Raw genomic sequence first — 23,851 nt, forward strand, 5'->3', positions numbered from 1 at the left:
TAGCGGATCGGATCTTCTCGCGGTTCAGTACCGGACGGGGAAGGTGTTCAGTCCTCGAACCCAGTACGACGGCATCCATTCCGGGGTTTCGTGGATTGGCTGCAGACTGGGCATCCGCTCGAGGGCTCTGGTCAGCGCGGTGCCGCACATCATCTTTCCGAGCAATGCTCCGAGACAGTAGTGTGTGCCGAGCCCGAGGGCGAGATGGCGGCTATTGCCCTTGCGCGTGATGTCGAAGGTATCCGGATCTTCGATCACGGTCTCGTCCCTGTTGGCCGAGCTGATGTACGCCATCACTATGGAGTCCTTGGGTATGGTTTGGCCGTGGATTTCGATGTCCTGGGTGGCGGTCCGGCTCACGAAGTGCACCGGCGAGGAGTAGCGGAAGGTCTCATCGATTACTGCATCGGCTGTCTTCGCGGGATCCGCTTTGACGGCTGCCATCGCATCCGGATGGTCGAAGAGGTTGAGCAGAGACGAGCTGATGAGATGCGATGGGGTCTCCGAACCACCGAACTGCAGGATGAAGGCCAGTGAGAGGATCTCGTCCGCAGTCAGGGCCTGAGAGTCCTCCTCTGCCTGCACGAGCACCGAAACGAGGTCGTTGCCTGGGTTCCTCCGGCGGAACTCGATCAGCTCGGTGAAGTACTCGCGGAGTTCCGTCATGCTCCGTTTGATCTGGTCGAGGTCCTCCTGTGGAAGAACGCTCCGGCTCGGAGCACGCAGCAGATCCATGGTCCACCGCTTGAACTCGTTGCGGGCCGTCCGCTCGTCGGCGCCCAGGATCTTGGCGGTCACGTTGACGGGAACGTGGGCGGCATAGTCGTGCACGAAGTCGAACTCGCGGCCGCGGTCCTGCACCTCGTCGAGGAGTTCCTCGATGAGCGCGCGGATGTCACCCTCCATCTTGCGGATCACTCCGGGGAGGAAGGCTTTGTTCGCGAGCTTGCGGATGCGGGTGTGATCCGGCGGATCCATCGCAATGAGGTTCGTCACCTGGGGGACGGGGTCGTATTCACCCAGAGTGTTGCGGATCCAGTCCCGGGATGAATAGAGATCCGGGCGCCGAAGTGTATCGACAACGTCGTCGTACCGAAACAACGCCCAAACGTTGAGGGGTTCTATGTAATAGGCGGGAGCCTCGTTGCGCATTGTCCGGTAATAGCCATGAGGATTCTGCTGGTAATCGCGGAGAAACGGATTGAACTCTAGTGCGACGGTCATATCGGCTCCGTTCAAGAGGTCGAGTGTGAGCTGGATTACGGACGTCTTCACGCTAGAAGCAGACGGAACGCCTCTGCTATCCGCTAAACGTCGCGCTTCATCCGGTTACCGCAGATTGCCTCGAGATCAGGGGCGGTGATTTCGTCAATCCGCCGCGGACCGTAGCGCGGTGTGAATGGGGTCACTATTATTGGCGGCCTATGGATCCTCTTGACGACGCGGCGCTCCAGCCGGGGTTTGTGGGCGCTGATCCCGAGCACGACCGACTCGTCGGCCAGAAGAGCGGTCTCGTGTCTCTGCGGGGGCGCGACGCTGAGTTGGTCCGGCGGCAGACATCGGCGGCCTTCAGCGAGGTCGACATGCAATTCGCGGGTGTGAATGATCTGGACTTCCAGCTCGACCTCGCCCGCTCGTCGCGGCTGACCCTCGGCCGGATGGGGTACGGGGATGCGGCGACCGTCTTCGGACCCCCGATGGAGGACTGGTACCACATCAATGTCCCCATGACGGGGGAGTCGCGCGCTGAACAGAACGGGCGGCGCGGCGCTCTGACAGCCGGTCGAGCTGCCATCATGTTCCGTCCTGGCGAGCCGCTCAAGGTGACGATGAGTGCGAGATCTTGGCAGTACCACGTCAAGATTCCGAAGCGACTGCTCGAGGCACGGGCAGCTAAGATGGCCGGTTTGCCAACGGGTGAGCCCATCGACTTCGACCTCACCTTCGATCTGACTGACGGCATGGGACCGACCCTGCTGTCGGCAGTCCGCTTCCTGTACGAGGAGTGCAGCCGTCCTCAAGGCCTAAGTGCCGTTCCTCTCGCATGCCAGGAGTTCGAATCAGCGTTCTTGACTCAGATCCTCATGACAGTACCCAGTCAGCTGATCAGGATTGTCGCCCGCCCGCCCGAACGAGTACGACGGTCCCGGGTACGAGACGTGTTCGAATACATCGATGCCAATGCCGACCGGGAGATCACGACTGCCGATCTCGCCCAGATCGCCGGGTGCAGCATTCGGTCACTGCAGGCCGAGTTCCGCGAGTCGGTGGGTATCAGTCCCACCGCCTACCTACGTGGAGTCCGCCTGGACCGCGTTCACGCCGACCTTCTGGCGGGCGGTGCGGTCACCGCCGTCGCCGCAAAATGGGGCTTCTACCATTTTGGGCGGTTCGCGGGCCATTACCGCGAGCGGTTCGGGGTCACGCCATCGGAGACGGCCCGAGGCACGCGATAAGGTCCTCGGGCGCTCAGCGCGCCGTCGTCGCCTGACTGTGCCGGCCTACGGTGACGGCCTTGTCAGCGTTGGCGAGTCCGACGACGCTCGCCGAGCCCAAGGTTCCCTGCCGGTCGAAAAGGAGTGCTGTTCCCGCGGAGATCCCGGCCTCGGCGGAACGGTGGTTCACCACGACCCCGAGCCCGGGGCCTATCGGGAGGCGGGAAAGGGCGACGGAGACATCGGCGTTAATGTACTCGACGCCGCGGTCGCCCCAGTGCACGACGAGGCTTGTGAGGTCGCTCGTGCTCGCAACGCACTGGAAGGGCGTCGGTGGTTCTCCGTGCACGATCGTGAGCGGCTCCTGCCACACGGCCTTGGCGTGCTCGTTGTAGTGGTCGGCGGGCTCGGGCGTCCAAGCTCCCCCGTGGCTCTGATAGACGCGTCCCTCTTCGTCGGATCTCACACCAGCCGGGGGAGGATCTGGGTGCCCGTCGGCGGCCCAGAGCCGGCCCTCCGGATTCTCCGATAACGCGAGGAAGAGGACATGGGCGCGTGCCACGACGACACCGCCTTGGACCATCTCGCTGTCGACGAGCGTGAGCCTACGACCGCTGCGCACGACCGTAGCGCGCATGGTCGAGGCAGTCATGAGCGCGGGTCGGAAGAGCTCGAACGTGGCGCGCGCGGGCTGCCGGTCCTGGGCGGGGCAGGCCTGTTCAGCGGCCCGCGCGAGGAGGCCCGTGACGGCGGGGCCGCGCAGCTGTTTGGGGTGCCAGCCGCTCGATGCCGTCGGGAGAGGCTCGAAGACTCCGTCGTCGTGGCTGAAATAGCCCTCGGTCGCCCTCATGCGTTCGCCGCGTCGAAGATCTCGGTCGAGGAGTCGACGACGGCGCCGCCGCCGTCTGCCACCACGGTATGGCCCGTGACCATCGACGCATCCGACGATGTGAGGAACGCGCAGACGGCGGCGATTTCGGCGGGATCGGCGGGGCGTCGCAGCGGCACGCGCGCGGTCGCTGACTCGTAGGCCTCCTCGACGGTGATGCCGTCCCGCTGGGCGATGAACGCCATGCCGCCGTCGCCGAAGGGGGTGCGGATCCACCCCGGACTCACTCCATTGACTCGCACGCCTCGGGGGCCGTACTCGCGGGCTAGCCAGCGGACGATGCCGACGATGCCGGTCTTGGCAGCGGTGTAGCCTGCGGTGCCCGCTGGTCCGGAGAAGATTCCCGCCGAAGAGGAGATCAGGACGGCGGAGCCTCTGGACTCAATCAGACGGGGCATGGCTTCCGCGACGAGGTAGAAGGGTCCACTCAGGTTGATGTCGAGGTTGCGGAGCCAGGCCTCCTGGGTCTTCGGGCTTGTGGTCGAGGGGATCTGTGCTCCTTGGGCGGCGATGACGGCATCGAGGCCTCCGAGTTCTTTGGCTGCTTCTGCGACCACGTCGTGCAGTTCGCCGCGCACCGTCCCGTCCGCCGGAAGTGCGAGACCGCCTACCTCCTCGGCCAAAGCGGCGAGGCCGGTGGCATTGATGTCTGTGAGCGCGACTCGCGCGCCGTCGGCGGAGAATCGACGGGCGACGGCGGTGCCGAGGCCCCCGGCTGCGCCGCTTATGAGGACTCGGGTAGGACGGCCAATCTGGATCATGGATCTAATTTTATATATTTTTCGAGCAACAGCCAAGGCTTAGACCTGATTCGTCGGTCAGGATCCGGAACTGCGCAAATCGGATGGGTGCAATGCGCCAGCTGGATAGTGACTCGGATCACAGGATCCTATCTTCGAATAGCGGCCATGGAGGCCGCGAAAAGAACGACGCCGGAGGTCCCCCCCATGAGCCAGGACATCGCCACGAGCCCACCTCTTGCCCAAGATCGCGTCCCGGTCCAGGGCCTGTGCCCCCGGTGCGGATCAGCCGCCCTGGCCGCCTATCCCGTCTTTTCGGAAGGCGGCTGGTTCGACGTCGTGAAGTGCCAGGGGTGCCTTCACTCGGTGAGCCGGGAGCGCGGACCGCTGCTCGGCGCCCTCCGCCTACTCGCGGACCAGATCTAGGAAGGGTCGCTATGTTTGCAGTAGATGTGGGCGGCACGTTCACGGACGTCGTCGCCGTCATAAATGGCCGGATCGAAACCGCGAAGGTCTCAACGAGCTACGCCGACACGGCCGCTCCGGTCCTCGAGGGGGCCGAGATCCTCGGCGTCGCCGACGCACCCGTCTTCAATCATGCGAGCACTCACGGACTCAACGCCGTGATCACACGGAATCTCCCCAAGATCGGCTTCCTGACCACCGATGGGCATCGCGACATCTTGGACATGGGGCGCGTATGGCGACCAGCCACGGCCATCTTGGACCCCTCATGGCGGCGCAGCTTCGGTGATGCCTCTCGGCCCCTGGTGCCCCGTTATCTGCGGCGCGGGATCGCGGAGCGTCTGCTCGCCGACGGCAGCGTGCTGTTTGAGCTCGATGAGGATCAGGCCCGCCAACAGCTAGAGGTGCTCGGCCGATGCAACGTCGAGGGCATAGCCGTCTGCCTTCTGAATGCCTACGTCAACCCGGACCATGAGATCAGGCTTCGCGAACTCGTGCATGAGGTCCTCGGCGACGTCGCCTGCTCGATTTCGAGCGAGGTCTCTCCGCTGGCCAAGGAGTACGCCCGCGCCTCCACTACCGTCATCGACGCCTTCATGAAGATCATCTACGGCGATTACACGCACCGGCTCGATCACGGGCTGAAGGGCCTCGGCTTCTCCGGCCAACTCAACTTCGCCGACTGCGCGGCCACTCTGGTCCCGGCCGACCGAGCCATGGAACAACCCTTCCGCATCGTGTTCTCGGGGCCGTCTGCCGGAACAGTGGCTTCGGCGCACTTCGGCAATCTCATTGGGGCCACGAACCTCCTCTGCGCAGACATCGGGGGCACCTCCTGCGACATCAGTGTCGTCGTGGATGGCAGCCCGTTCGTCAACACGAGTTTCGAGCTCGAGCACGACCTCGTCGTCAACGCGCTCGCGAACGACATTACGGCCATCGGCGCAGGCGGCGGCAGCCTCGTCACCATCGGCCCAACGGGCGAGATCCAAGTCGGCCCGGGCAGCGCCGGCGCCGATCCCGGGCCGGCCTGCTACGGGCGTGGTGGCACGCAGCCGACGACGACGGACACGTGCCTACTCATCGGCATCATCGATGCGGAGTCCTTTGCCGGAGGAACCATCGAGCTCGACAGGGAGAAGGCGGTTGCCGCCTTCGAGGGGCTTGACTGTGACTTCTCCTTCCGCCAGCGTGTCCGCTACGCGTACGACATGGCGATCAACAACATTTCCGAAGGACTTCTCAACGTCGCGATCAAGAACGGAGTGGATCCTCGGGACTACACGCTCGTCGCCTATGGCGCGGCCGGGCCGATGCTGCTGCCCGCAGTGCTCGATACGGTCCGTTGCAAGGAGGTGTTGATCCCGCCCTATCCGGGGCTCTTCTCCGCCCTCGGCCTTCTCGCCGCCGATCAGGTCTACACCGCCAACCGCAGCGCGTACACGATCCTGTCGCCCGAGGAGGCCTCTGGAATCGACCGTATCTTCGCCGAGATGGAGGCACAGCTCCGGGAACGGTTGGAGGGTGATGCGTCGGTCACCTTCGAGCGCAGCTTCGACGGACACCTCGTCGGGCAGAGCTGGGACACCCCCTTCGTCCCTGTACCGGACGGGACGATCGACGCCCTCGCCGTCGAGCAGATGATCGCGTCGTTCCATGACACCTACCAGGCCCGTTCTGGAAATCGGTTCGACCAGTTCCCGGTGCAGGGGGTGACTTTCCGCGTCCGCGCGGTGCAGGACACCGACAAGGTCGAGTACCCCGAACTGCCCGGCCGGGAAGACGACGCCGGTCCGGTTCCGACCCGGACCACGACGCTGTCGTATCTCGGTGCATTGGACGATCCTGACGAGGCAGGCCAGGCTGCCACCGTCTTCGACAGGGAGTCGCTGCGCCGGGGCGATGTCATCGAAGGACCGAGCATCATCGCCGAGAGGCTCTCGACAACCCATGTGGGTGAGGGGCAGCAGGCCATCGTGGGCCGCTACGGCGAGATCGTGATCAGGAAGAAGTGAGGTCAGTCATGAGCACTGTCGAGATTTCCGGGGTCGCCCGGCTCCGGGACATTTCCGAGGATGAGTTCCATGCGGCCTACGGGGCTGATCGGTTCACATCCTCGGTCCTCCGAAGCAGGCTGCAATACGTTGTCGAGCACATGTCGACGGCCTTCATGCGGGAGGCATTCTCGCCCATCATCCGCGACTGGTACGACTTTGCCTGTACGATCAGCGGCCCGGCGGAGCAGGACTATCCGATGGCGGTTGTAAGCAACAGCCTCACCCCCTTCCTCGGGACCATGGCCGACGCTTTGCGCAACACCGTCGTCGAGTACGGTGTGGACCGACTCCAGCCTGGCGACGTGTTGATCTGCAACGATCCCTATCGGGGAGGGCGGCACGTGAACGACGTGCTGTTCATCCGGCCGGTCTTCGTGGACGGACGGATCGTCAGCTTCGTCAACATGTGTGCCCACCAGCTCGACATGGGCGGCACGGTCCCGGGCGGGTTCTCGGCGACGAAGCAAAATGTGTTCGAAAACGGCTTGGTCATCCCGCCAATGCTGCTGTGGTCCAAGGACGAGCCGGTGCGGTCGACGTTCAGCCTCATTTTCGACAACACACGCTGGGGAGCCCTGCTCCTGCCGGACTTCAAGAGCATGCTCGAGCAGCTCAAGCTGGGTGAGAGGCTCATCCTCGAGAACATCGCACGATACGGACTCGAGGCCTATCTCGGAACCCTCGTCTATGCGACCGACACATCTGCGGAGCGGATGCGGGACGCGATCGCACTGATCCCAGACGGCGACTACGAGGGCAGCGCCCTCATCGATGCCGACGGCACGGATGCCTCCGTCGAATACCGCGTGCACGTCACCGTACGCAAGCGCGGCAGCTCCGTCGAGGTCGATCTCTCCGGCACCTCGGCACAGGCCCGCACGAGCATCAACGCCGGCGTGCTTGACGCGAAGACAGCCGTCGGCGTCGCGCTCACCATGATGCTCGACCCTAAGGTCCCCTTCACCTCCGGCACGTGGCGCAGCATCGACCTCGTCGCCCCGCCAGGCTCGCTCGTCACCGCCCTGCCGCCGGACGGCCCGACGATGATGTTCTGGGAGAGCTCGGGAGCACTCATAGCCGCCATCTTCGAGGCCCTTAATCCCGTGCTCGGCGAACGCGGGGTCGGCGGCGACTACGGCTCGACGAACACCCACAATTCCCACGGCCTCCGTGCGGACGGCACCCTCTGGACGAGCGCGACCCAGGCGGGAGGCGAACATGGACCCTGGGGCGCAACGCGGCACGGCGACGGGGACAGCTACACCGTGCTCTACAACCTCAACAATCTCGACCCGGCCACAGAGACGATCGAGCACGACTCGCCCGTCGTCATGCTCCGCAAAGGTCATGCCATTGACACGGGCGGTCCGGGCACGCACAGGGGAGGCGCCGCGAACGTCCGCGACACGCTCTGGCTCACCGACGCCAGCCATTGGCTCTCGCCATTCAGGACAAAGGAGCCAAGCGGGGTAGGAGCGAACGGAGGCCGACCCGGGCCGAATGGCGCAATGTGGTTCTTCCCCCCTCGAGACGACGGCTCTGCCCCCTCCGGGCTCGTCGGCTTCTCCGACGAGGAATACGCTGCAAGCGAGCCCATTGCGGGAATGCTCAATATTCAGACCAAGAAGCTCGATCCCCAGGGCGTCTACCACCATTTCGCCAGTCGTCCTGTGTGGAAGACGAGCCCGAATACGGTACTGAGGGCCATGACCAACGGCGGCGGCGGATGGGGAAACCCATTCGAGCGGGAGCCAGCGAAAGTGCTGCGCGATGTCCGCGACGAGTATGTGAGCGTTGAAGGGGCGGCGCGGGACTATGGAGTTGTAGTCGTTGGCGACCCCGCCTTGGACCCCGAGGGACTGCGCGTCGACGAGCATGCAACCGCTGCGCTGAGAAAGGGGCGGTGACTGTGGGCATCAGCATGTCGTGGGTGTCCGATTCGATTGCGGGTCAAGCTCCTTCGGTGGCCCCCGACCGGGCGGCCGTCTCGATCGCGGACCAGCCGCCGCTCACTTGGAGGGAGTTCCGCGAGCGCGAAATTCTCTTCGCCTCGGCCCTGCAGCGCGCCGGCGTCCAGCCTGGAGACCGAGTAGGAATGCTTTTGAAGAATTCCGTGGACTATATCGTCCTGGTCTTCGCGATCGCCCGCGTCGGCGGGGTTGCCGTCCGCCTCAACTGGAGGCTCATGCCCAGAGAGCTGAAATTCATCCTCGAAGACTCCGGCACGAGTCTGCTCTTCATAGACCACGACCTCGTGGACAAGGTCGAGCCCATCAGGGACGGTGTTCCGGTGCGAAAGTTTGTCGTGCGCGGCGATCCCGAAGTCGCCGCAGACTGGGCCGAGCCGCTCGAGGACTTCCTGGACGGCGAACTGCGCACCGACTTCCCCGAACTGGACATGGACGCGCCGGCGACGCTCATGTATACGTCGGGTACGACGGGCCTGCCCAAGGGGGCGATCTGGACTCACGGCAACAATCTGTGGTTCAGCACGATCCAAGCGCTCCGGTGGAAGTTCGATGCATCCACCGTCGCCGTGACGGCCGGCCCCCTCTTCCACGCGGGCGGGTGGGAAGCCCTCCTCCTCGCCGCCATGGTCAACCACGGTACTGCGATCACCTATTCGTCGGGAGCATTCGACCTCCTCGAATACCTCGCGGCCTGCCGCATTCAAGAGGCGACAGACATCCTGCTCTACTCGTTCATGGTCCCGGAATTCATTCGGCTCCCGAACTGCGAGGAGCTTCTCCCGTCGACCCTTCGACGGATCGTGTGCGGCGGGGACACCCTCATGCCGTGGGTCTACGAGGAATTCGCCCGGAGGCTCCCGCACATCGAGCTGGTCCAGGTCTATGGCCTGACTGAGGGAGGGGCGATCACGTGCTGCCTCGATGGTGCGGACAGTGACAGGGCAGGTTCGGTTGGCCGCACGATGCCGTTCACCGAGGTGAAGGTTCTCGATCCTGAGGGAAATCTCGTCAGTCCGGGGGTCGCTGGCGAGCTCTACGTGCGCAGTCCAGCCGTGAGCCCGGGCTACTGGAACCGGCCGGACGCGAATGCCGAGACCTTCATCGACGGATGGTGCCGCACGGGCGATCTCGCGAGCATCGATGCCGCGGGATTTATCACCCTCGGCGGCCGCGCGAAGGACATGATCCGCAGCGGTGGCGAGAACGTCTACCCCGCCGAGATCGAGGCGGTACTTGCGACGGCGCCGGGCGTCGCAGACGCTGCCGTGGTTGCTGTGCCAGATGCTAGGTGGCACGAGGTTGGCTGCGCAGTCCTTGTCCCGATCCATGGCAACACGATCGACATCGCGGCGGTCCGGTCCTACTGCCTAGAGCACTTGGCCAAGTACAAGGTGCCGCGCTACTTCGTTGTCGAAGGCGAGTTACCTAGGACGCCCTCCGGCAAGGTGAAGAAGTTCGAGCTGAGGGACCGTTGGAGAGCTCTGGGTGCGGCGGCGTCCTGACAGCGGTGACGCGCTGGGGCCTAGGTCCCCGTGACGGCTCGCCTGCATCGCAGCGCGGGGCTGTCAACGGGATGCGCCAGCGCGCCACCCCGCGGTCTGGGACGGCAGCTGCCCGAACCTCGCGCGGTACTGCTGGGCGAACCGTCCCGGGTGGAAGAACCCCCATCGCATCGCGACGTCGGTTACCGAGGCGTTGGCCCCAAGGAGAAGTTCCTCATGAACCCGGTCGAGTCGGGCTCCACATAGATAGGCCGTCGGGGTCATGCCGACAGCCTCTTGGAATCCGAGCTGGAGCGAGCGAAGGCTCATCCCGACTTGCGCGGCGAGCTGTGCTGTCGTCAGGGGAGCCGATGGGTCCTCATCGATGATCGCGAGTGCCTCACGGATCTTGGCCGGCCGTCCAGCGGAGGCTTCGCCGTGGAGGATTCGACTGAGCTGGCTTGGGACGACGAAGAGGAGCTGCGTCATCAAGGCCGCCTCAAGTTCTTGGCATGCGGCGGGGATGGCGGCGATCCCTCCGGGGCGGATCAGCTCGGCGTAGACGAAAGCCGCCGTCGCGAGGAGGGACTGGGCGGCCCCGGAGCGCAGGTCGAAGGTCAGGTCGAAGTCGATCGGCTGGATGGGCTGGCCCGAGAGCCTGGCGGCATACGCCTCAAGCTGCTCCTTGCGGAGCCGGATGACGTATTGCCGCTGATCGGCGCTCCAAGTAACGGAGAGCGGGCCCGAAGGGAGAAACGCCACCCCGGATTCGCCAGCACTCACCGTCCGACGCCGACCGTGCTGGCTCGCCGTGCTCACGCCAGTCAGCGGCAGATTCACGTGATAGCAGGAGCGCATGGGCGGGGCATCGATGGAGATCTGCGCGCCGTAGGTCAGGAGACCGACGGACAGTCGGGAGGACATGGTCAGATCGAGCTTGAAGTCGAGGGACCTGCTGCTTTGCACAGCGAGATGGTGGTCAGCGAAGTTGAGGGCGACCTGCTCCCGCGCGGCGTCGAGATCGCCCGTCTCGAAAGACAAACGCTGCGCTGCAGGTGAGCGCATCGAGTCCATTGCGCCTCCTCGTGCTCATTTCGGAATCATATGAAAAATATGGTTCCTTCCCATCATTCTAACCGTCCGTATAAAATATGTGATACCCCGTCAGGCCGGAGTTCTTGGTGGGCAGGACAAGCGAAGGAGACCACAGCATGCAGACCGCTGTCGCTCAGACCCTCGGGTCCCGACTCGGCGAGGTCTATCTCGCCGGCACATGGGTGCCTGGCCAGGGCGGGACCGAGACGGTCGTCTCGCCGTCGACCGGAGAGGTTGTCGCGGAGGTCACGCTTCCGAGCATCGACCAAGGCCACGCTGCCGTGGCCGCCGCGCACGAACAAGGCCGGACCGGCTGGGGACAGACCTCACCAGACGAACGTATCGAGGCCATCCGCCGGATGTGCGACCTCTTCGAATCCCGTCTCGGCGACATGGGCCTCCTGTGGGCTATCGAGGCAGGTATGCCCATCCGGTACAGCCGAACATTGCACAAGTTCGGGGCCGTGGGTGCTTGGAATGCGTCTATCGAGGCCGCGGCCGACGCGTTGCGGGAGGAGCGGCGGCGGGGGCCGATGGGCGACGTGCTCGTGCGTCGCGAGCCGGCCGGCGTGGTCGTCGGCATCCTCGCGTACAACGGTCCACTCGTCACCATGGCCACTAAGATCATCCCTGCCCTGCTCGCGGGATGCCCCGTCATCGTCAAGGCAGCCTCGGAGTCGCACCTCATCATGCGCCTCGTCGCGGAATGCGCCCGCGAGGCCGGGCTCCCGCCCGGCTCGTTGAGCATCTTCTCGGGAGCGACTGACGTCGGTCGGGCGCTAACCCGCGATCCGCGTGTGGACCTCGTGTCACTGACCGGTGGCCAGTCGACTGCCCGGGACATCATCGAGGCAACCGCACCTCGCTTCGCGCGCACCCACCTCGAGCTGGGCGGCAAGTCGGCCGCCGTCATCCTTCCGGATGCAGACATCGATCACGCGCTGCGCAGCCTCACTCCCGGTGCGACGTCGGGAACCGGCCAAGTGTGCGCTCTCCTGTCACGCGTGCTCGTCCCGGACCAGCGGCACGATGAGATCGTCGACGCCATGTGCGCGGCGTGGGGCAAACTCGTCATTGGCAATCCGCTCGACCCTCAGACCACCATCGGGCCGTTGGCCAATCGTGCGGCGCTTGAACGCACTCAGGCATTCCTTGAGCGGGCGCTGGACGAGGGAGGCAAGGTGGTCTTCGGAGGCGGCGCCCCTGAGGGCCGCGAGGGGAGCCTGTACTTCGAGCCGACGATCGTCACGAACGTCGCCCGGGATTCCCACCTTGCCCGGAACGAGGTCTTCGGCCCGATCACCGCCGTCATGGCGTATTCAGATCTCGAGGACGCGATTTCGCTCGTGAACGACACAGAGTTGGGGCTCGCGGCGAGTGTCTACACGCAGGACCGGGAGGCCGCGCTCGAATGCGCGAGCCGGATTAGGGCTGGGTCGGTGGCGCTGAATGGTTTCGGCCCGGATGTCACCGCGCCATGGGGTGGGCGTGCCAGCTCAGGATGGGGCCGCGAAGGTGGGGCTGAGGGCATTCAGGAGTTCACAGAGCTTAAGCAGATCCTGATCGGTCCGGGCCTTCACGGGGGGACCGCCACTCATTGAGGCCTCAACTAATACACCGACTGCCGAACTTGAGAGGAAAGCTATGACCAACGACACCAACACCGCCGCGACGGGGGAGCGCTATCTATTCCTCGCCTGGTCCACGTACACGAGCGACCGCGGGACGTTCGACGTCTGGTACGACAAAGAGCACATCCCGCAGGTCATGGATACGACAGGCATGGTGGGCGCGCAGCGCTTCGTCCTGGACGACACGAAGCCGCTCCCCGGCGTCAAGACGATCGACTGGGGCCACTTGGCGCTGTACGAGCTCAATCGGGAGCCTGATGCGTTCCGCGAAGAGGTCAAGCGGATGCTCATCTCAGCCGACATGGTGCTGCCCGACTTCATGGTGCAACCGTTCAAGGCGCTGTTCCTCAAGCCTGTGAGCAAGATCCATTACGGGGAGTCGTGGGACCCAGACCCAGATCGCCTCGACGACCGGCACCTCTTCTTCGCATGGAGCACCCACACGACTGATTGGGACACCTACAACGCGTGGTACGACGAGGTGCACATTCCGCAGATTCTGTCCGTCCCAGGGATGCTCCGCGCGCAGCGCTTCCTCCCGGCGGAGACGAAGCCACTGCCCGGAGTCGAGGTCCCGAATGAGGGGCACCTAGCTCTTTACGAGATGGACGGGAGCCCCTCGCTCTTCCGGGAAGAGTGCAAGCGCATGCTGATGTCGGGGGAAATGGTGCTGCCGGATTTCATGGTGCAGCCTTTCGGCGCCACCTTCATGGCTCCGGCGAGCCCGTGGTGGCCTGCCCAAGACTAAGCGACATCGAGCAGGGAGACATCGGTCGGGGAAATGGAATAGCGCGGAGGTCCTCCGCAGTAGGTGCTGGCCTGAACGTCACCGGATACGTCTATGGCGGCGGCGTCCCCGTTGGTGTCGTCGCCGTGATCTTGGCGATCGGCCTCCCGGTGCTCCTCTTCACAGCTTGCGTCTTCGTACTGCACTCGTGGCTAGTTTCGGCACCCTCCCGCAACTTCATGCGCATCCTGACGCTCCTTGCGCCGCTGGCCGCGATCGCCCTGGCTACAGCTGGCTGGCCGCTCCGGGCATGCCTTCTTGTGGTCCTGGCCTAGTCGGCCGCTGTCGTCGTGTCCTACGAGCTCTGGCAATGGCGGCCTCTGGCCGCCCAACTCAACCGGGCGATCAGCAGCGCTGGGCGCCAGCCCGGGTAAGGAAGTGCCGACCACCTAGTTGGGCCAATCTTGATGACTCCCGATGACCCCCGCCTCCTGTTGCCCGTGTCACACCTGCTTGTTTCCGCCGCCTGCCTCGGGGAGTCTTGCTTCACCGTTTCCCAGCGCTTATGAGGCATGCCCCAAAGAAGGAGCACCTTTCATGACTGACGTAATACCGTTTTCCGAACTCGGCCTGCACGACCTTGACCAGGTTGGAGGCAAGAACGCTTCCCTCGGGGAGATGATCAGCAGCCTGGCCTCAGCCGGGGTCCGTGTCCCCGACGGCTTCGCCACCACCGCGGACGCATACCGGGGCTTCCTGCGGGAATCGGGCGTGGATGCCCGAATCGCCGCGATCCTGGAGGGCCTGGACAGCGACGACGTCGCCGCGCTGAGCGCCGCCGGCGCGCAGATCCGCGACCTGATCCGCCAGGCCCCGTTCCCTGCCGGGTTCGAGGAGCAGATCCGCACCGCCTACGCCGAGCTGGCCGAGGGCCACGGAGGGGACGGGGAGGTCTCCTGGGCGGTGCGCTCCAGCGCCACCGCCGAGGACCTGCCGGATGCCTCCTTCGCCGGCCAGCAGGAGACCTTCCTGAACATCCGGGGCGTGGAGAATGTGCTGGAGGCGGTCAAGGAGGTCTTCGCCTCGCTCTACAACGACAGGGCCATCGCCTACCGGGTCCACCACGGGTTCAACCATGCGGAGGTCGCCCTCTCCGCGGGGATCCAGCGGATGGTCCGCTCGGACCTCGGCGCGTCCGGGGTGATGTTCACGATGGACACCGAGTCGGGCTTCGCCGACGCCGTGTTCATCACCTCCTCCTACGGCCTCGGGGAGGCGGTGGTGCAGGGGGCGGTGAACCCTGACGAGTTCTACGTGCACAAGCCGGCCCTGGCCGCGGGGCGCCCGGCGATCCTCAAGCGGGGCCTGGGGGAGAAGGCCGTGCAGATGACCTACACCGACGCCGGGGAGGTCGGCCGCACGGTCGACTTCGTGCCCGTGCGGCAGGCCGAGCGGGCCCGGTTCAGCCTCACGGACGCCGAGGTCGAGCAGCTGGGCCGGCACGCGGTGGCGATCGAGGCCCACTACGGGCGCCCGATGGACATCGAATGGGGCAAGGACGGGGTGGACGGGCAGCTGTACATCCTGCAGGCCCGCCCCGAGACCGTCCAGTCCCGCAGGGCCGCCGGCACCGTCTCCCGCTACACGCTCAACGAGCGCTCCACAGTGCTGGCCGAGGGGAGGGCGATCGGCCAGCGGATCGGCGCGGGGCAGGTGCGCGTACTGTCCTCGCTGGGGCAGATGGCCTCGTTCCAGGCCGGGGACGTCCTGGTTGCGAGCATGACCGACCCGGACTGGGAGCCGATCATGAAGAAGGCCGCCGCCATCGTCACCGACCGCGGGGGCCGGACCTGCCACGCGGCGATCATCGCCCGGGAGCTGGGCATCCCGGCCGTCGTCGGCACCGGCAACGCAACCAAGGTCCTGGCCGACGGGGCCCCGGTCACCGTCTCATGCGCCGAGGGGGAGACGGGGCGGGTCTACGAGGGGCTGCTGGACTACTCGCTGCAGGAGAGCACCGTGGACGCGATGCCGGCGGTGCCCGTGAAGATCATGATGAACGTCGGCACCCCCGAGCAGGCCTTCAGCTTCGCCCAGCTCCCGCACGCCGGGGTCGGGCTCGCACGCCTGGAGTTCATCGTCAACCGCCAGATCGGGATCCACCCCAACGCCCTGCTCGCCCTGGCGGGGGAGATCGAGCGCCCCGCTGCCCTCTCCGACTACACGGTCCTGCAGATCGAAGAGAGGATCGCCGCCTACGGCGGCCCCAGGGAGTACTACGTGAAGCGGCTGGCCGAGGGCATCGCGACGATCGCGGCGGCCTTCGCCCCGGAGCCGGTGATCATCCGGCTCTCGGACTTCAAGTCCAACGAGTACGCCAATCTCCTCGGGGGGCGCGCGTTCGAGCCCGAGGAGGAGAACCCGATGATCGGCTACCGGGGCGCTTCCCGGTACCTCTCGGAGTCCTTCCGGAAGGCGTTCGAGCTCGAATGCGAGGCGCTCAGGCACGCCCGCAACGAGATGGGCCTGTCGAACATCAAACTCATGGTCCCGTTCGTGCGCACCCTGGAGGAGGCACGCGGGGTCGCCGAGCTGCTCGCGGCCAACGGCCTGCGCCGCGGGCAGGACGGCCTGGAGATCGTCATGATGTGCGAGCTGCCGGCAAACGCCCTGCTCGCCGACGAGTTCCTGGACCACTTCGACGGCTTCTCCATCGGCTCCAACGACCTGACCCAGCTCACCCTGGGCCTGGACCGGGACTCTGCCCTCGTCGCCGGATCCTTCGACGAACGCAACCCCGCCGTCACCAAGCTGCTCGAGATGGCCATCGCAGCCTGCAGGGCCCGGGGCAAGTACGTGGGCATCTGCGGCCAGGGCCCGAGCGACCACCCGGACCTCGCCGAGTGGCTGGTGGAGCAGGGCATCAGCTCCATCTCGCTCAACCCCGACGCCGTGACCGAGACCTGGCTGCGCCTGGCCAGGGCCGGCAGCCGCCCCGGGGCCTGAATGCCCGAGCCGCACAGGGAAGACGCCATCGGGGCCGGGCACGGTTCCGGTCCCGTGGTGTTCTTCCTCTCCGACAGCACCGGCATCACCGCCGAGACCCTGGGCAACACCCTGCTGACCCAGTTCCCCGGCCACGCCTTCGAACGGCACACCATCCCGTTCATCACCACGGAGGAGGAAGCCGCCCGGGTGGTGGGGGCCGTCGACCGTGCCGCCGCGGGGGGCTCCCGGCCGATCGTCTTCTCCACAGCGGTGAACCCGGCAATCCGCTCCATCCTCTCCCGTTGCAACGGGCACTTCATGGACCTGCTCGGCGCCCACGTCGCCCAGCTCGAGCACGCCCTCGGCACCCCTGCGAGCGGGGAACCGGGCAAGGCGCACGGCCTCGGCGACGCCGTCCGCTACCAGTTGCGCATGATGGCCGTCGAATACGCCATCGAGCACGACGACGGGCAGTCCATCCGCGCCCTGGAACGGGCAGAGCTGATCCTGATCGCTCCCTCACGCTGCGGCAAGACCCCCACGACCATGTACCTGGCGCTCCAGCACGGCATCCTGGCCGCCAACTTCCCGCTCGTCGACGAAGACTTCACCAGCCGGTCGCTGCCCGAGCCGCTGCGCCCCTTCGCCGGCAAGTGCTTCGGGCTGACCTCCCAGCCGCTGCGGCTGAGCCAGATCCGCCAGGAGCGCCGACCGGAGAGCACCTACGCCTCCCTCGCCCAGTGCACCTGGGAGCTGCGCAACGCCGAGGAGATGTACATCTCCAACCGGATCCCCTACGTGAACTCCGCCTCCATGTCAGTCGAGGAAATCTCCGCCACCATCCTCCAGAAGATGGAGGCTTAGGGAGTGAGTGCAAAGTGAGGAGCAGTGAAAGGGCCGCCCGGATTACTTGACGTAGGGCTCGTGTCGAACGCATCCGCCCTCTGAAACCCTTCAGCGTGTAGCCAGCTGGCTATGGGGCTTCATCGCACGACAACATTTGAAGCTTTTGTTCTGCGTGACGGCGGCTCTAGGCGGCTTTGCAAGGAACTTCCCGCTCCCGTAAGCAGCGCAGCTCCGGTGTCAATATCTGTTTGACCGCCTGCCGGGCAAAGTCCTCAGTGAGCTGTTCGGTAAGGTGGGGGAGCAGCAGGCGGGTGTAGCACGCGCCCCAAATCAGGTCGACGAGTACGCGGATATTGGCTTCCGGCTTGATCTGCCCGCGCTGCTTTGGTGTGACGAGGAACCCGAAGGCTTCGCGGCGTCGCGGGCCGAAGTAATGCTGTTCGAACTGGGCTGCGGGCTCTGCGTCCGTCTGGGCGGCGCCGACAAGCTGAGCGAACGGCTGCGGGTGGCTTCCGGCTCACGAAACGAACGAACGCTACAAGCATGCGCCCCAAATTCACGTCGATCTGCCCGGTGTCGCGGGCAGCCGGTACATCTCTGACCGCGTGCAAGTATGCATCGAGGGCGAGCGTGCGGCGTGAGGGCCAATGCCTGAACGGCCTAGTGGGGCTGACGCCTGCGGCGCGGTCTCCTTCTCCATGGTGAAACCGCCAAATCCGTCCGACAGGAGCACCTTCGCAGCAGCGTCGAGGACATCGGATCGGACCTCAGTGATCGGGCGACGGCCCCTCCCGTGACATCGCCGGATGTGCTCATACGAGCTCATTCGCCTCTTGACGTGGCCAGAGGGAGCAGAGACAAAAGCTAATATAATATATGTAAGAACCGTCCACTTTATAGGCTGCACACCAGCCCGGCTGAGGAGTTGTGTGTCATTGCGCCTGTCGTCGTGGCGGAAAGCGGGCTCGGTCGCAGGAGCGTTCTTCGCACCGCGGCACGTCACGGGGACGATCACGCCGAATCTGATCTCTGCGGGCATTTCGACAGCGACGGTTCTGGTTTGCTGTCTGATGTTCTCCCCGCAGCTGGGACTGATCTCGATGCTCGGCGCGATGACTACTTTCTGGGAGGCGGACCGCCCGCTCTGGGCGCGGGTGCGGAACAGCCTTCTGGTGTCGGGCTCGCTGACCTTGGCGATGGCGGCCGGGGTGCTTGTCGCTCCGTACGGGTGGGCCCTCGTGCCGTTCAGCGCTCTGGTTATTCTTGTCGCAAGCGTGATCTACCATGCCTTTTTGCTCACCCGCGGGCCTAGCCCGGTGATGGTGATCTATTCCGCTGTGATCGGTGCGTTCTTCGGCGCCGACGCCCAACTGGGTTGGAGGATCGTGGGAGTCACGCTCGTCGCCTCGTTGCTGACGTCCGTGTTCCTCCTCGTTCCCCTCGTCTTCTCGCCGCACGCACCTGAGCGACGCGCGCTCGCCCACGCACGCATAGCGGTAGGGACTTACCGCGGCCTACGGGGCAACGGAGGCGGCGGCGAAGCGCAACGGTTGGCACGCGATGCCGCATGCCAGGCAGTAAATAACGCATGGTTGACCCTCCATTCCGCGTGGCCGGCGAACCGCGGCCTCCGACATCGAGAACTGGTCGAAGATCTGGCCAGCATCCAGCGTGGACTCGCGCGGGCGATCTTGAAAGCTCAGGGTGATGCGAGAGACCTGCCCGAGCTTTCCACGCCGGCGCCTGCGTGGGGCGGAAGACCCGGATGGCGGTACTTGCTGGGTCACGCGCTTCGCGCTGGCTCTGTCGAATGGTTCACGAGTTGGCGGATGGCGGTCGCCGCAGGCATGGCGGGTCTGATCAGCGAGGCGGTGGGCATCGGCCGCCCTTACTGGGCGTTGATGGCCGCGACGATCGTGATCAACCAGTGGACAGATAGGGTCGCTGCGACGCGCAAGGCTGCGCATCGTACTGTGGGGACCCTTCTCGGCGTGGGCGTTGTATGGGTGGTATCCGCGGCCCATCCCTCACCGTGGTCGTCCGCGGCAGTCGTTGTCATATGCATGGTCGGCCAGTATCTGCTCCTGCCCCTGAACTATGCGCTCGCGCTGATCGCCATCACCCCAATGGCGCTGCTGACAGTCGCGGCCGCAGCTCCAGGAGGCAGCGTCACCCCGCTCCTCGCCGAACGCGCCATCGACACTGTCATCGGCGCACTGAGCGCCGTAGCAGTTACCTGGGCGACTAGCTGGGTGTTCCCCCGTCGGCTTGTCCACTCGCAGTCCTACCGCGCCGCGGAAGCCGTGGCGGCAGTCGAACGTGCAGACGAAGGCGGAACGCCGCTTTCCTCTGAGAGTCGTCGCCTTCGAACGCAGCTGCAGTACGAACTGACCCACCACTTGAACATCCTCAGCCGCGCAGTGGCCGACGACCCCCGCCTTGCCGATCTGGCATCGGCGGAGCATGCGGTGGCCGACCGCGGCTACGGCGCTCTAGCGCGTGCCTGGACCATCGGAGCAAGCGGGCCTGACCCGCTCAAGGGCGGGGTGTGGCCCATCGGTAGTCGGGACTAGCCAGATGCTCTTCGCAGGGCAAGTGCGGCAAGTCCTCTTCGACGGCCGGGAGCTGCCCGGGGAGCCGACGGCGGGGCCACTGCACGCCGTGGACTTCTCGGGCGCGGTGTTCGCCGATGTCGAGTTCAGCGGCTACCGGCTGGACAACGTGCTCCTGCCTGAGGGGACACGCGCCGTCCAGCACTGGACCCGCGGTGGCCGGCGCGCGCTCGAACTGCTCGCCTACGATCAGAACCCGAAGGCCAGGATGCTGGCCGGGGAGCTCCGCACGCCCCCCGCGGGTACGCCGTTCGTGCGGGGACGGTCGGACTGAGGGCTCGAGTAGTGGCGGACCCTCGCTCTTTGCTCGCGACCGTTTGCCGGCCCGTGACCCGCCACACATGGGATGAGCCACGAAGGACCGGCGTGGGAACCGGCCGCGAAAACTGTGGCCACCGCACCAGCGGCGAAGGCAGCAAGAATGGCTACAGGCTCGGACGACCTCTTCGCCCACTACTCAGAGATCGACGCGCGCGGCTTCCGCTTTCTGGAGGAGGGCCAGAAGGTCGAGTACGAGGTCGGCCAGGGCCAGAAGGGCTCGCAGGCCCAGAAGATCCGCCCCTCTGACCCGGGATCCCGGGCCGCATTCCGGCAATCGCGGAAGGCCGGGGAGCGTGGGCTGGCGGGCCATTGGGCGGTAGGGCGGCGCGGACGAGGGCCGAGCCCGCGGACGATGGGTGCTTCCGGGATGCCGACGGCGATCCGCTCCTGCGCGCCGCCGCGTGGGACGGGGCTGACCCAATTGTGCAGACGCCGCCTGCACGCATTGACCCCCTTGCCCTCTGCCCTGCGCGATCATGACTGGTTACCGCCGTAGGCACGGTATTTGACGAACCAGTAAGTAAGCTCTGTAGGATGGCCTGGCATGTCAACGAAGACTGATCACCCCTAGACGGGCCTCATCAATGGGGCGGGCAGAGGGCCGACGACGGAGGAAACGATGCTGCGCCTTCCACGACTTTCACTCGCCGCCATAGGGGCGGCCATCACCTTGGTCACCGCGGCGGGTATCTCTAGCGCCTCCCCGGGGAGCGGAGCGAGCGCGCCAGTGCCGCCCGGCGCGATCAAGCACGTGCTCGTGATCGACCTCGAGAACGAGGACTACGCCTCGTCCTTCGGCCCCGATTCCCCCGCCACATACCTCAACGAAGTCCTGGTGCCCCAGGGGCAGCTGCTGACGAACTACTACGCGACGGGCCACTTCAGCACCGACAACTACCTCGCCCAGATCTCCGGCCAGGCCCCGAATACGGTCTCTGGGAACGACTGCATCACGAATCCGACGACGTTGGCCTCGACCTACACCGATGTCACCCCGGGCACACCCAATCCCGACCAGGCCAAGTACCCCGGCCAGGTCGACGGCAGCGGTTGCGTCTACCCCTCCGCCGTCCAGACGATCGGAAACCAGCTCGACGCACTGCCCCGCGCCCAGAACAGCTCAGGTATGGCGTGGCGCCAGTACGCAGAGGACATGGGCAACGACCCGGCCCGGGACTACGGCACCCCGGATCCGCTCGGCGGGACCGACTGCGCCCACCCCGCCGCCGACGGGACCTTCCCCAACAAGGCGACCACGACGGACCAGTACGCGATCCGCCATGTGCCCTTCCTCTTCTTCCACTCCGTGACCGACAACGCCTCCTACTGCGCCCAGCACGTCGTACCCTCTGGGACGGTCACGGCTGGGCCCCAGGGAGACGTCTTCACCGGACACCTCGCCGCCGACCTCGCCCAGGAGCGCACCACCCCGGCCTTCGCGATGGTCACGCCTAACACTTGCAACGACGGCCACGACGCGACCTGTGTGGGCACCAATGCCGAGGGCACCCACGCCGGGGGTCTCGTCGGGGCGGACCTGTGGCTCAAGCACTGGATGCCGCTCATCCTGAACTCCCCAGCCTACCGCCACGGCCAGATGCTCGTCGTCGTGACCTTCGACGAGGCCAGCACGTCCGACACCTCCGCCTGCTGCAACGAACAGCCCGGCCCGGACAGCGCCAACCCCGGCTACCCGCCCCTTGCGACAGCATTCGGGATTCTTCCCGCCCCCACCGGTCCCGGCCAATACCCAGGCGGCGGCCGAGTGGGCGCGGTGCTCCTTAATTCGAAGTGGATTACCCCCGGGAGCACCAACGCCACGCCCTACAACCACTACTCTGCCCTGCGCAGCTATGAGGATCTCCTGGGCATCACGACCGGAGGATCCGACGGCAAGGGCCACCTCGGCTTCGCTGGCCAGCCCGGACTCGCAGCCTTCGGCGCGGATGTATTCACCAAGCCCAAGCCCTAGCAGACCGCGCCTGCACCGCTCGTCCCAGCCTGCACCTGGCCACTGGTCCCCTGAGGCATGCTCGAGCCGGTCCGCCGGGTCCTTCGGGGCGTACTCGAGCCGCAGCAGCTCCACCCGCTTCCGGAACCAGGACTCCGAGCCGTCTGGGCCCCCGGCTCCTCCGGGGCGGATATAGCCGGAAGTCAAGACAAAGTCGTGGCTTGAGCCAGTTCCAGCGGTCGAAGGCGCGGCTTCACGCACGCCCCTGAAACGTGGCGGTCGAGTCCAGCGTCGTCGGCTAAGGGCCTGGCTTGAAGGTACGCAAGTCGAGCAGATCGCGGACAGTGAGGCCGCGGTGTACACGATTCTCGCTGCCTCTTGCCGCGTACGCCCACGGTTCTAGTCGAGGACGGCTTTCGTCTTCCCTGGCCTGCTCGCGCCTAGAGGGCCCGGGCTACCCGGCGACCTGGTGTCCGAGGCTCATGATGAACCGGCGGACCGCGTCCTCGGCCGTAGGAACCCCGAAGACTTCTTCCTGGCGGCTGGTGTCTGCCACGTAGCGGCCCGTCTCGAACCAGTCGAACATCGCGGCCATGTCCTGGGGGACCCGGCTGGCCCCAGGGCTGGCGTCGCTCGGTCTCGGCGCCACCTGGATCTTCCGGCCGAGGAGACGGGAAGAAATGTCCGCGATGTCCTGCATGCTCACCGGGCGGTCCCAGCCGATGTCGATTCGTTCCCCCGCAGGGATGTCCGCGTCGACGGCGGCTGCTAGGTAGGCAGCGAGGTCGGCAGTGAGAACGAAGGTGAGCCGCACGTCGGGGGAGCCCATCCATGAAAGCGAGCCTTGCGCGAAGGGGTCCCCGCCGAACCTCGTGACCTGGTCCAGAAAAGCCCCCGGACGCAGAGCCACGAAGGGGACCTCCTTTTCCTCAAGGCGGTCCTCCACGAGCTTCTTGTGCCAGAAGTGCGGAATCTGAGGTGTCTGATCGCACGTGAGAATGCTCGTGAGGACGAACCTGCGGACGCCGGCGCGTGCCGCCGCATCGACGAGATTGCTGTTTCCAACGGTATCGATGTCCGAGGTGTCGCCCTCGCTGTGGTGGGTGTAGCCGGCCGCCGTCGTCACCACGGCGTCGACTCCCTCGAAGGCGCGCACAAGTGAGTCCATGTCCATCATGTCCCCGCCCACAAGCTCCACTCCTGCCGCCGCCAGTCGGGACGCGTTGGACGTGGGGCGCACGAGGGCTCGGACCTGCTTCCCACGGTCGAGCAGGGCCGTGACCACCTGGCTACCGAGATGACCGGTACCGCCGACAACCAGCACGATGGATGTGTCCACGCTTCGACTCCTTGCCTATCCGCTCGTCAGAGGTGGGGCTGAACCCCGACTGAGCGGGGCCCCACGGCTCGCGTTATGGCGAGCATGCTAGGCACCGGAAGCATCGTGCGCCAGTGGCGCGAGGCTCCCGCACCGGCAAGCCTCTGGCGCCTATCTTGATGAGCATGGACATCAGCGAGGCTCCCCAGGTGCTCGAAGGGCAGACCTCGATCGAGGATCTGCTGGGCGAGCCGACGCCCCGCGGGGTCGATGCACCTCCGCTGCAGGGCTGCCTGCCGGGCCTCGAGGACGTGTGAGGGCCGAG

At 65.8% G+C, this 23,851-nt stretch carries 20 protein-coding genes and 1 pseudogene; 15 read left to right on the top strand and 6 right to left on the bottom strand.

The genetic code is table 11. The features are described from left to right. Window positions 1-24: 24 nt before the first annotated feature. Window positions 25-1,275 (bottom strand): cytochrome P450, encoded by a 1,251-nt coding sequence (locus LK10_RS15885; protein ID WP_052207459.1) that lies wholly within the window; start codon window positions 1,273-1,275, stop codon window positions 25-27. Window positions 1,276-1,424: 149 nt separating this feature from the next. On the opposite strand from LK10_RS15885, the gene LK10_RS15890 reads away from it, so the two are divergent. Beyond that, window positions 1,425-2,456, top strand: coding sequence for an AraC family transcriptional regulator (locus LK10_RS15890; protein ID WP_052207460.1), 1,032 nt, complete (start codon window positions 1,425-1,427; stop codon window positions 2,454-2,456). A 13-nt stretch (window positions 2,457-2,469) separates the two neighbouring features. Here the strand turns inward: LK10_RS15890 and LK10_RS15895 are convergent, their stop codons facing one another. Beyond that, complete coding sequence (locus LK10_RS15895) at window positions 2,470-3,285, bottom strand: acyl-CoA thioesterase domain-containing protein (protein ID WP_052207461.1); 816 nt, start codon at window positions 3,283-3,285, stop codon at window positions 2,470-2,472. Beyond that, on the bottom strand, window positions 3,282-4,085 hold the full coding sequence (locus LK10_RS15900; RefSeq protein WP_043125732.1) for an SDR family NAD(P)-dependent oxidoreductase: 804 nt from the start codon (window positions 4,083-4,085) through the stop codon (window positions 3,282-3,284). The genes LK10_RS15895 and LK10_RS15900 overlap by 4 nt, the downstream gene beginning before the upstream one ends. Window positions 4,086-4,271: 186 nt before the next feature. Here LK10_RS15900 and LK10_RS15905 point away from each other — a divergent pair, with 186 nt between their 5' ends. The 4 genes from LK10_RS15905 to LK10_RS15920 are packed head-to-tail and all read left to right on the top strand — an operon-like array spanning window position 4,272 to window position 10,058. Beyond that, entirely contained in the window at window positions 4,272-4,490 is a 219-nt protein-coding gene (locus tag LK10_RS15905; RefSeq protein ID WP_052207488.1) for a hypothetical protein, read from the top strand. Between the two features lie 11 nt (window positions 4,491-4,501). Next, on the top strand, window positions 4,502-6,544 hold the full coding sequence (locus LK10_RS15910; RefSeq protein ID WP_043125734.1) for a hydantoinase/oxoprolinase family protein: 2,043 nt from the start codon (window positions 4,502-4,504) through the stop codon (window positions 6,542-6,544). Window positions 6,545-6,552: 8 nt separating this feature from the next. Further along, complete coding sequence (locus tag LK10_RS15915) at window positions 6,553-8,493, top strand: hydantoinase B/oxoprolinase family protein (protein ID WP_043125736.1); 1,941 nt, start codon at window positions 6,553-6,555, stop codon at window positions 8,491-8,493. Window positions 8,494-8,516: 23 nt separating this feature from the next. Beyond that, entirely contained in the window at window positions 8,517-10,058 is a 1,542-nt protein-coding gene (locus tag LK10_RS15920; protein ID WP_197061962.1) for a class I adenylate-forming enzyme family protein, read from the top strand. 63 nt (window positions 10,059-10,121) lie between these two features. On the opposite strand, the gene LK10_RS15925 is transcribed toward LK10_RS15920, so the two are convergent. Then, window positions 10,122-11,111 (bottom strand): AraC family transcriptional regulator, encoded by a 990-nt coding sequence (locus LK10_RS15925; RefSeq protein ID WP_043125738.1) that lies wholly within the window; start codon window positions 11,109-11,111, stop codon window positions 10,122-10,124. 137 nt (window positions 11,112-11,248) lie between these two features. On the opposite strand from LK10_RS15925, the gene LK10_RS15930 reads away from it, so the two are divergent. The 5 genes from LK10_RS15930 (at window position 11,249) to LK10_RS15950 (ending at window position 17,342) form a co-directional block, all read left to right on the top strand. Next, window positions 11,249-12,733, top strand: a complete 1,485-nt coding sequence (locus LK10_RS15930) for an aldehyde dehydrogenase family protein (RefSeq protein WP_052207463.1) — start codon at window positions 11,249-11,251, stop codon at window positions 12,731-12,733. 43 nt (window positions 12,734-12,776) lie between these two features. Beyond that, entirely contained in the window at window positions 12,777-13,511 is a 735-nt protein-coding gene (locus tag LK10_RS15935) for a hypothetical protein (RefSeq protein ID WP_043125740.1), read from the top strand. After that, entirely contained in the window at window positions 13,490-13,825 is a 336-nt protein-coding gene (locus LK10_RS22020; RefSeq protein ID WP_156144213.1) for a hypothetical protein, read from the top strand. The genes LK10_RS15935 and LK10_RS22020 overlap by 22 nt, the downstream gene beginning before the upstream one ends. Window positions 13,826-14,087: 262 nt before the next feature. Further along, window positions 14,088-16,496, top strand: coding sequence for a phosphoenolpyruvate synthase (gene ppsA, locus LK10_RS15945; RefSeq protein WP_043125747.1), 2,409 nt, complete (start codon window positions 14,088-14,090; stop codon window positions 16,494-16,496). Then, a complete protein-coding gene (locus tag LK10_RS15950; RefSeq protein ID WP_043125749.1) occupies window positions 16,497-17,342 on the top strand; it encodes a pyruvate, water dikinase regulatory protein in 846 nt (281 codons plus the stop codon). A gap of 166 nt (window positions 17,343-17,508) precedes the next feature. Here LK10_RS15950 and LK10_RS23075 read toward each other — a convergent pair. Next, window positions 17,509-17,814 (bottom strand): annotated as a pseudogene (locus tag LK10_RS23075) (TetR-like C-terminal domain-containing protein); the annotation flags it as partial. A 622-nt stretch (window positions 17,815-18,436) separates the two neighbouring features. On the opposite strand from LK10_RS23075, the gene LK10_RS15955 reads away from it, so the two are divergent. The 4 genes from LK10_RS15955 to LK10_RS15970 all read left to right on the top strand — a co-directional run bounded on the left by LK10_RS15955 (window position 18,437) and on the right by LK10_RS15970 (window position 22,229). Then, the gene (locus tag LK10_RS15955; RefSeq protein WP_197061963.1) at window positions 18,437-19,897 is read left to right on the top strand and encodes an FUSC family protein; all 1,461 of its coding nucleotides are present in this window, start codon (window positions 18,437-18,439) and stop codon (window positions 19,895-19,897) included. A 4-nt stretch (window positions 19,898-19,901) separates the two neighbouring features. Next, entirely contained in the window at window positions 19,902-20,210 is a 309-nt protein-coding gene (locus tag LK10_RS15960) for a hypothetical protein (protein WP_043125754.1), read from the top strand. 147 nt (window positions 20,211-20,357) lie between these two features. Beyond that, entirely contained in the window at window positions 20,358-20,753 is a 396-nt protein-coding gene (locus LK10_RS23135) for a cold shock domain-containing protein (protein WP_081998607.1), read from the top strand. 123 nt (window positions 20,754-20,876) lie between these two features. After that, a complete protein-coding gene (locus tag LK10_RS15970; protein WP_043125757.1) occupies window positions 20,877-22,229 on the top strand; it encodes an alkaline phosphatase family protein in 1,353 nt (450 codons plus the stop codon). A gap of 433 nt (window positions 22,230-22,662) precedes the next feature. On the opposite strand, the gene LK10_RS15975 is transcribed toward LK10_RS15970, so the two are convergent. Beyond that, window positions 22,663-23,547: an SDR family oxidoreductase gene (locus LK10_RS15975; protein WP_043125759.1), complete on the bottom strand. Its 885-nt coding sequence runs from the start codon at window positions 23,545-23,547 to the stop codon at window positions 22,663-22,665. Between the two features lie 164 nt (window positions 23,548-23,711). On the opposite strand from LK10_RS15975, the gene LK10_RS22890 reads away from it, so the two are divergent. Beyond that, window positions 23,712-23,843 carry a hypothetical protein gene (locus tag LK10_RS22890; RefSeq protein WP_269429522.1) on the top strand — a complete coding sequence of 44 codons (132 nt, stop codon included), beginning with the start codon at window positions 23,712-23,714 and terminating at the stop codon, window positions 23,841-23,843. Window positions 23,844-23,851: the final 8 nt, after the last annotated feature.

Origin of the sequence: Sinomonas humi (genome assembly GCF_000802235.1) — a bacterium.
GTDB lineage: Bacteria > Actinomycetota > Actinomycetes > Actinomycetales > Micrococcaceae > Sinomonas > Sinomonas humi.

Bases quoted from the DNA above. Each gene is read 5' to 3' on its own strand.
- LK10_RS15890 (WP_052207460.1), top strand. From the start codon at position 1,425: ATGGATCCTCTTGACGACGCGGCGCTCCAGCCGGGGTTTGTGGGCGCT.
- LK10_RS15895 (WP_052207461.1), bottom strand. From the start codon at position 3,285: ATGAGGGCGACCGAGGGCTATTTCAGCCACGACGACGGAGTCTTCGAG.
- LK10_RS15900 (WP_043125732.1), bottom strand. From the start codon at position 4,085: ATGATCCAGATTGGCCGTCCTACCCGAGTCCTCATAAGCGGCGCAGCC.
- LK10_RS15905 (WP_052207488.1), top strand. From the start codon at position 4,272: ATGAGCCAGGACATCGCCACGAGCCCACCTCTTGCCCAAGATCGCGTC.
- LK10_RS15910 (WP_043125734.1), top strand. From the start codon at position 4,502: ATGTTTGCAGTAGATGTGGGCGGCACGTTCACGGACGTCGTCGCCGTC.
- LK10_RS15915 (WP_043125736.1), top strand. From the start codon at position 6,553: ATGAGCACTGTCGAGATTTCCGGGGTCGCCCGGCTCCGGGACATTTCC.
- LK10_RS15925 (WP_043125738.1), bottom strand. From the start codon at position 11,111: ATGGACTCGATGCGCTCACCTGCAGCGCAGCGTTTGTCTTTCGAGACG.
- LK10_RS15930 (WP_052207463.1), top strand. From the start codon at position 11,249: ATGCAGACCGCTGTCGCTCAGACCCTCGGGTCCCGACTCGGCGAGGTC.
- LK10_RS15935 (WP_043125740.1), top strand. From the start codon at position 12,777: ATGACCAACGACACCAACACCGCCGCGACGGGGGAGCGCTATCTATTC.
- ppsA (WP_043125747.1), top strand. From the start codon at position 14,088: ATGACTGACGTAATACCGTTTTCCGAACTCGGCCTGCACGACCTTGAC.
- LK10_RS15950 (WP_043125749.1), top strand. From the start codon at position 16,497: ATGCCCGAGCCGCACAGGGAAGACGCCATCGGGGCCGGGCACGGTTCC.
- LK10_RS15955 (WP_197061963.1), top strand. From the start codon at position 18,437: ATGACTACTTTCTGGGAGGCGGACCGCCCGCTCTGGGCGCGGGTGCGG.
- LK10_RS15960 (WP_043125754.1), top strand. From the start codon at position 19,902: ATGCTCTTCGCAGGGCAAGTGCGGCAAGTCCTCTTCGACGGCCGGGAG.
- LK10_RS23135 (WP_081998607.1), top strand. From the start codon at position 20,358: ATGGCTACAGGCTCGGACGACCTCTTCGCCCACTACTCAGAGATCGAC.
- LK10_RS15970 (WP_043125757.1), top strand. From the start codon at position 20,877: ATGCTGCGCCTTCCACGACTTTCACTCGCCGCCATAGGGGCGGCCATC.
- LK10_RS22890 (WP_269429522.1), top strand. From the start codon at position 23,712: ATGGACATCAGCGAGGCTCCCCAGGTGCTCGAAGGGCAGACCTCGATC.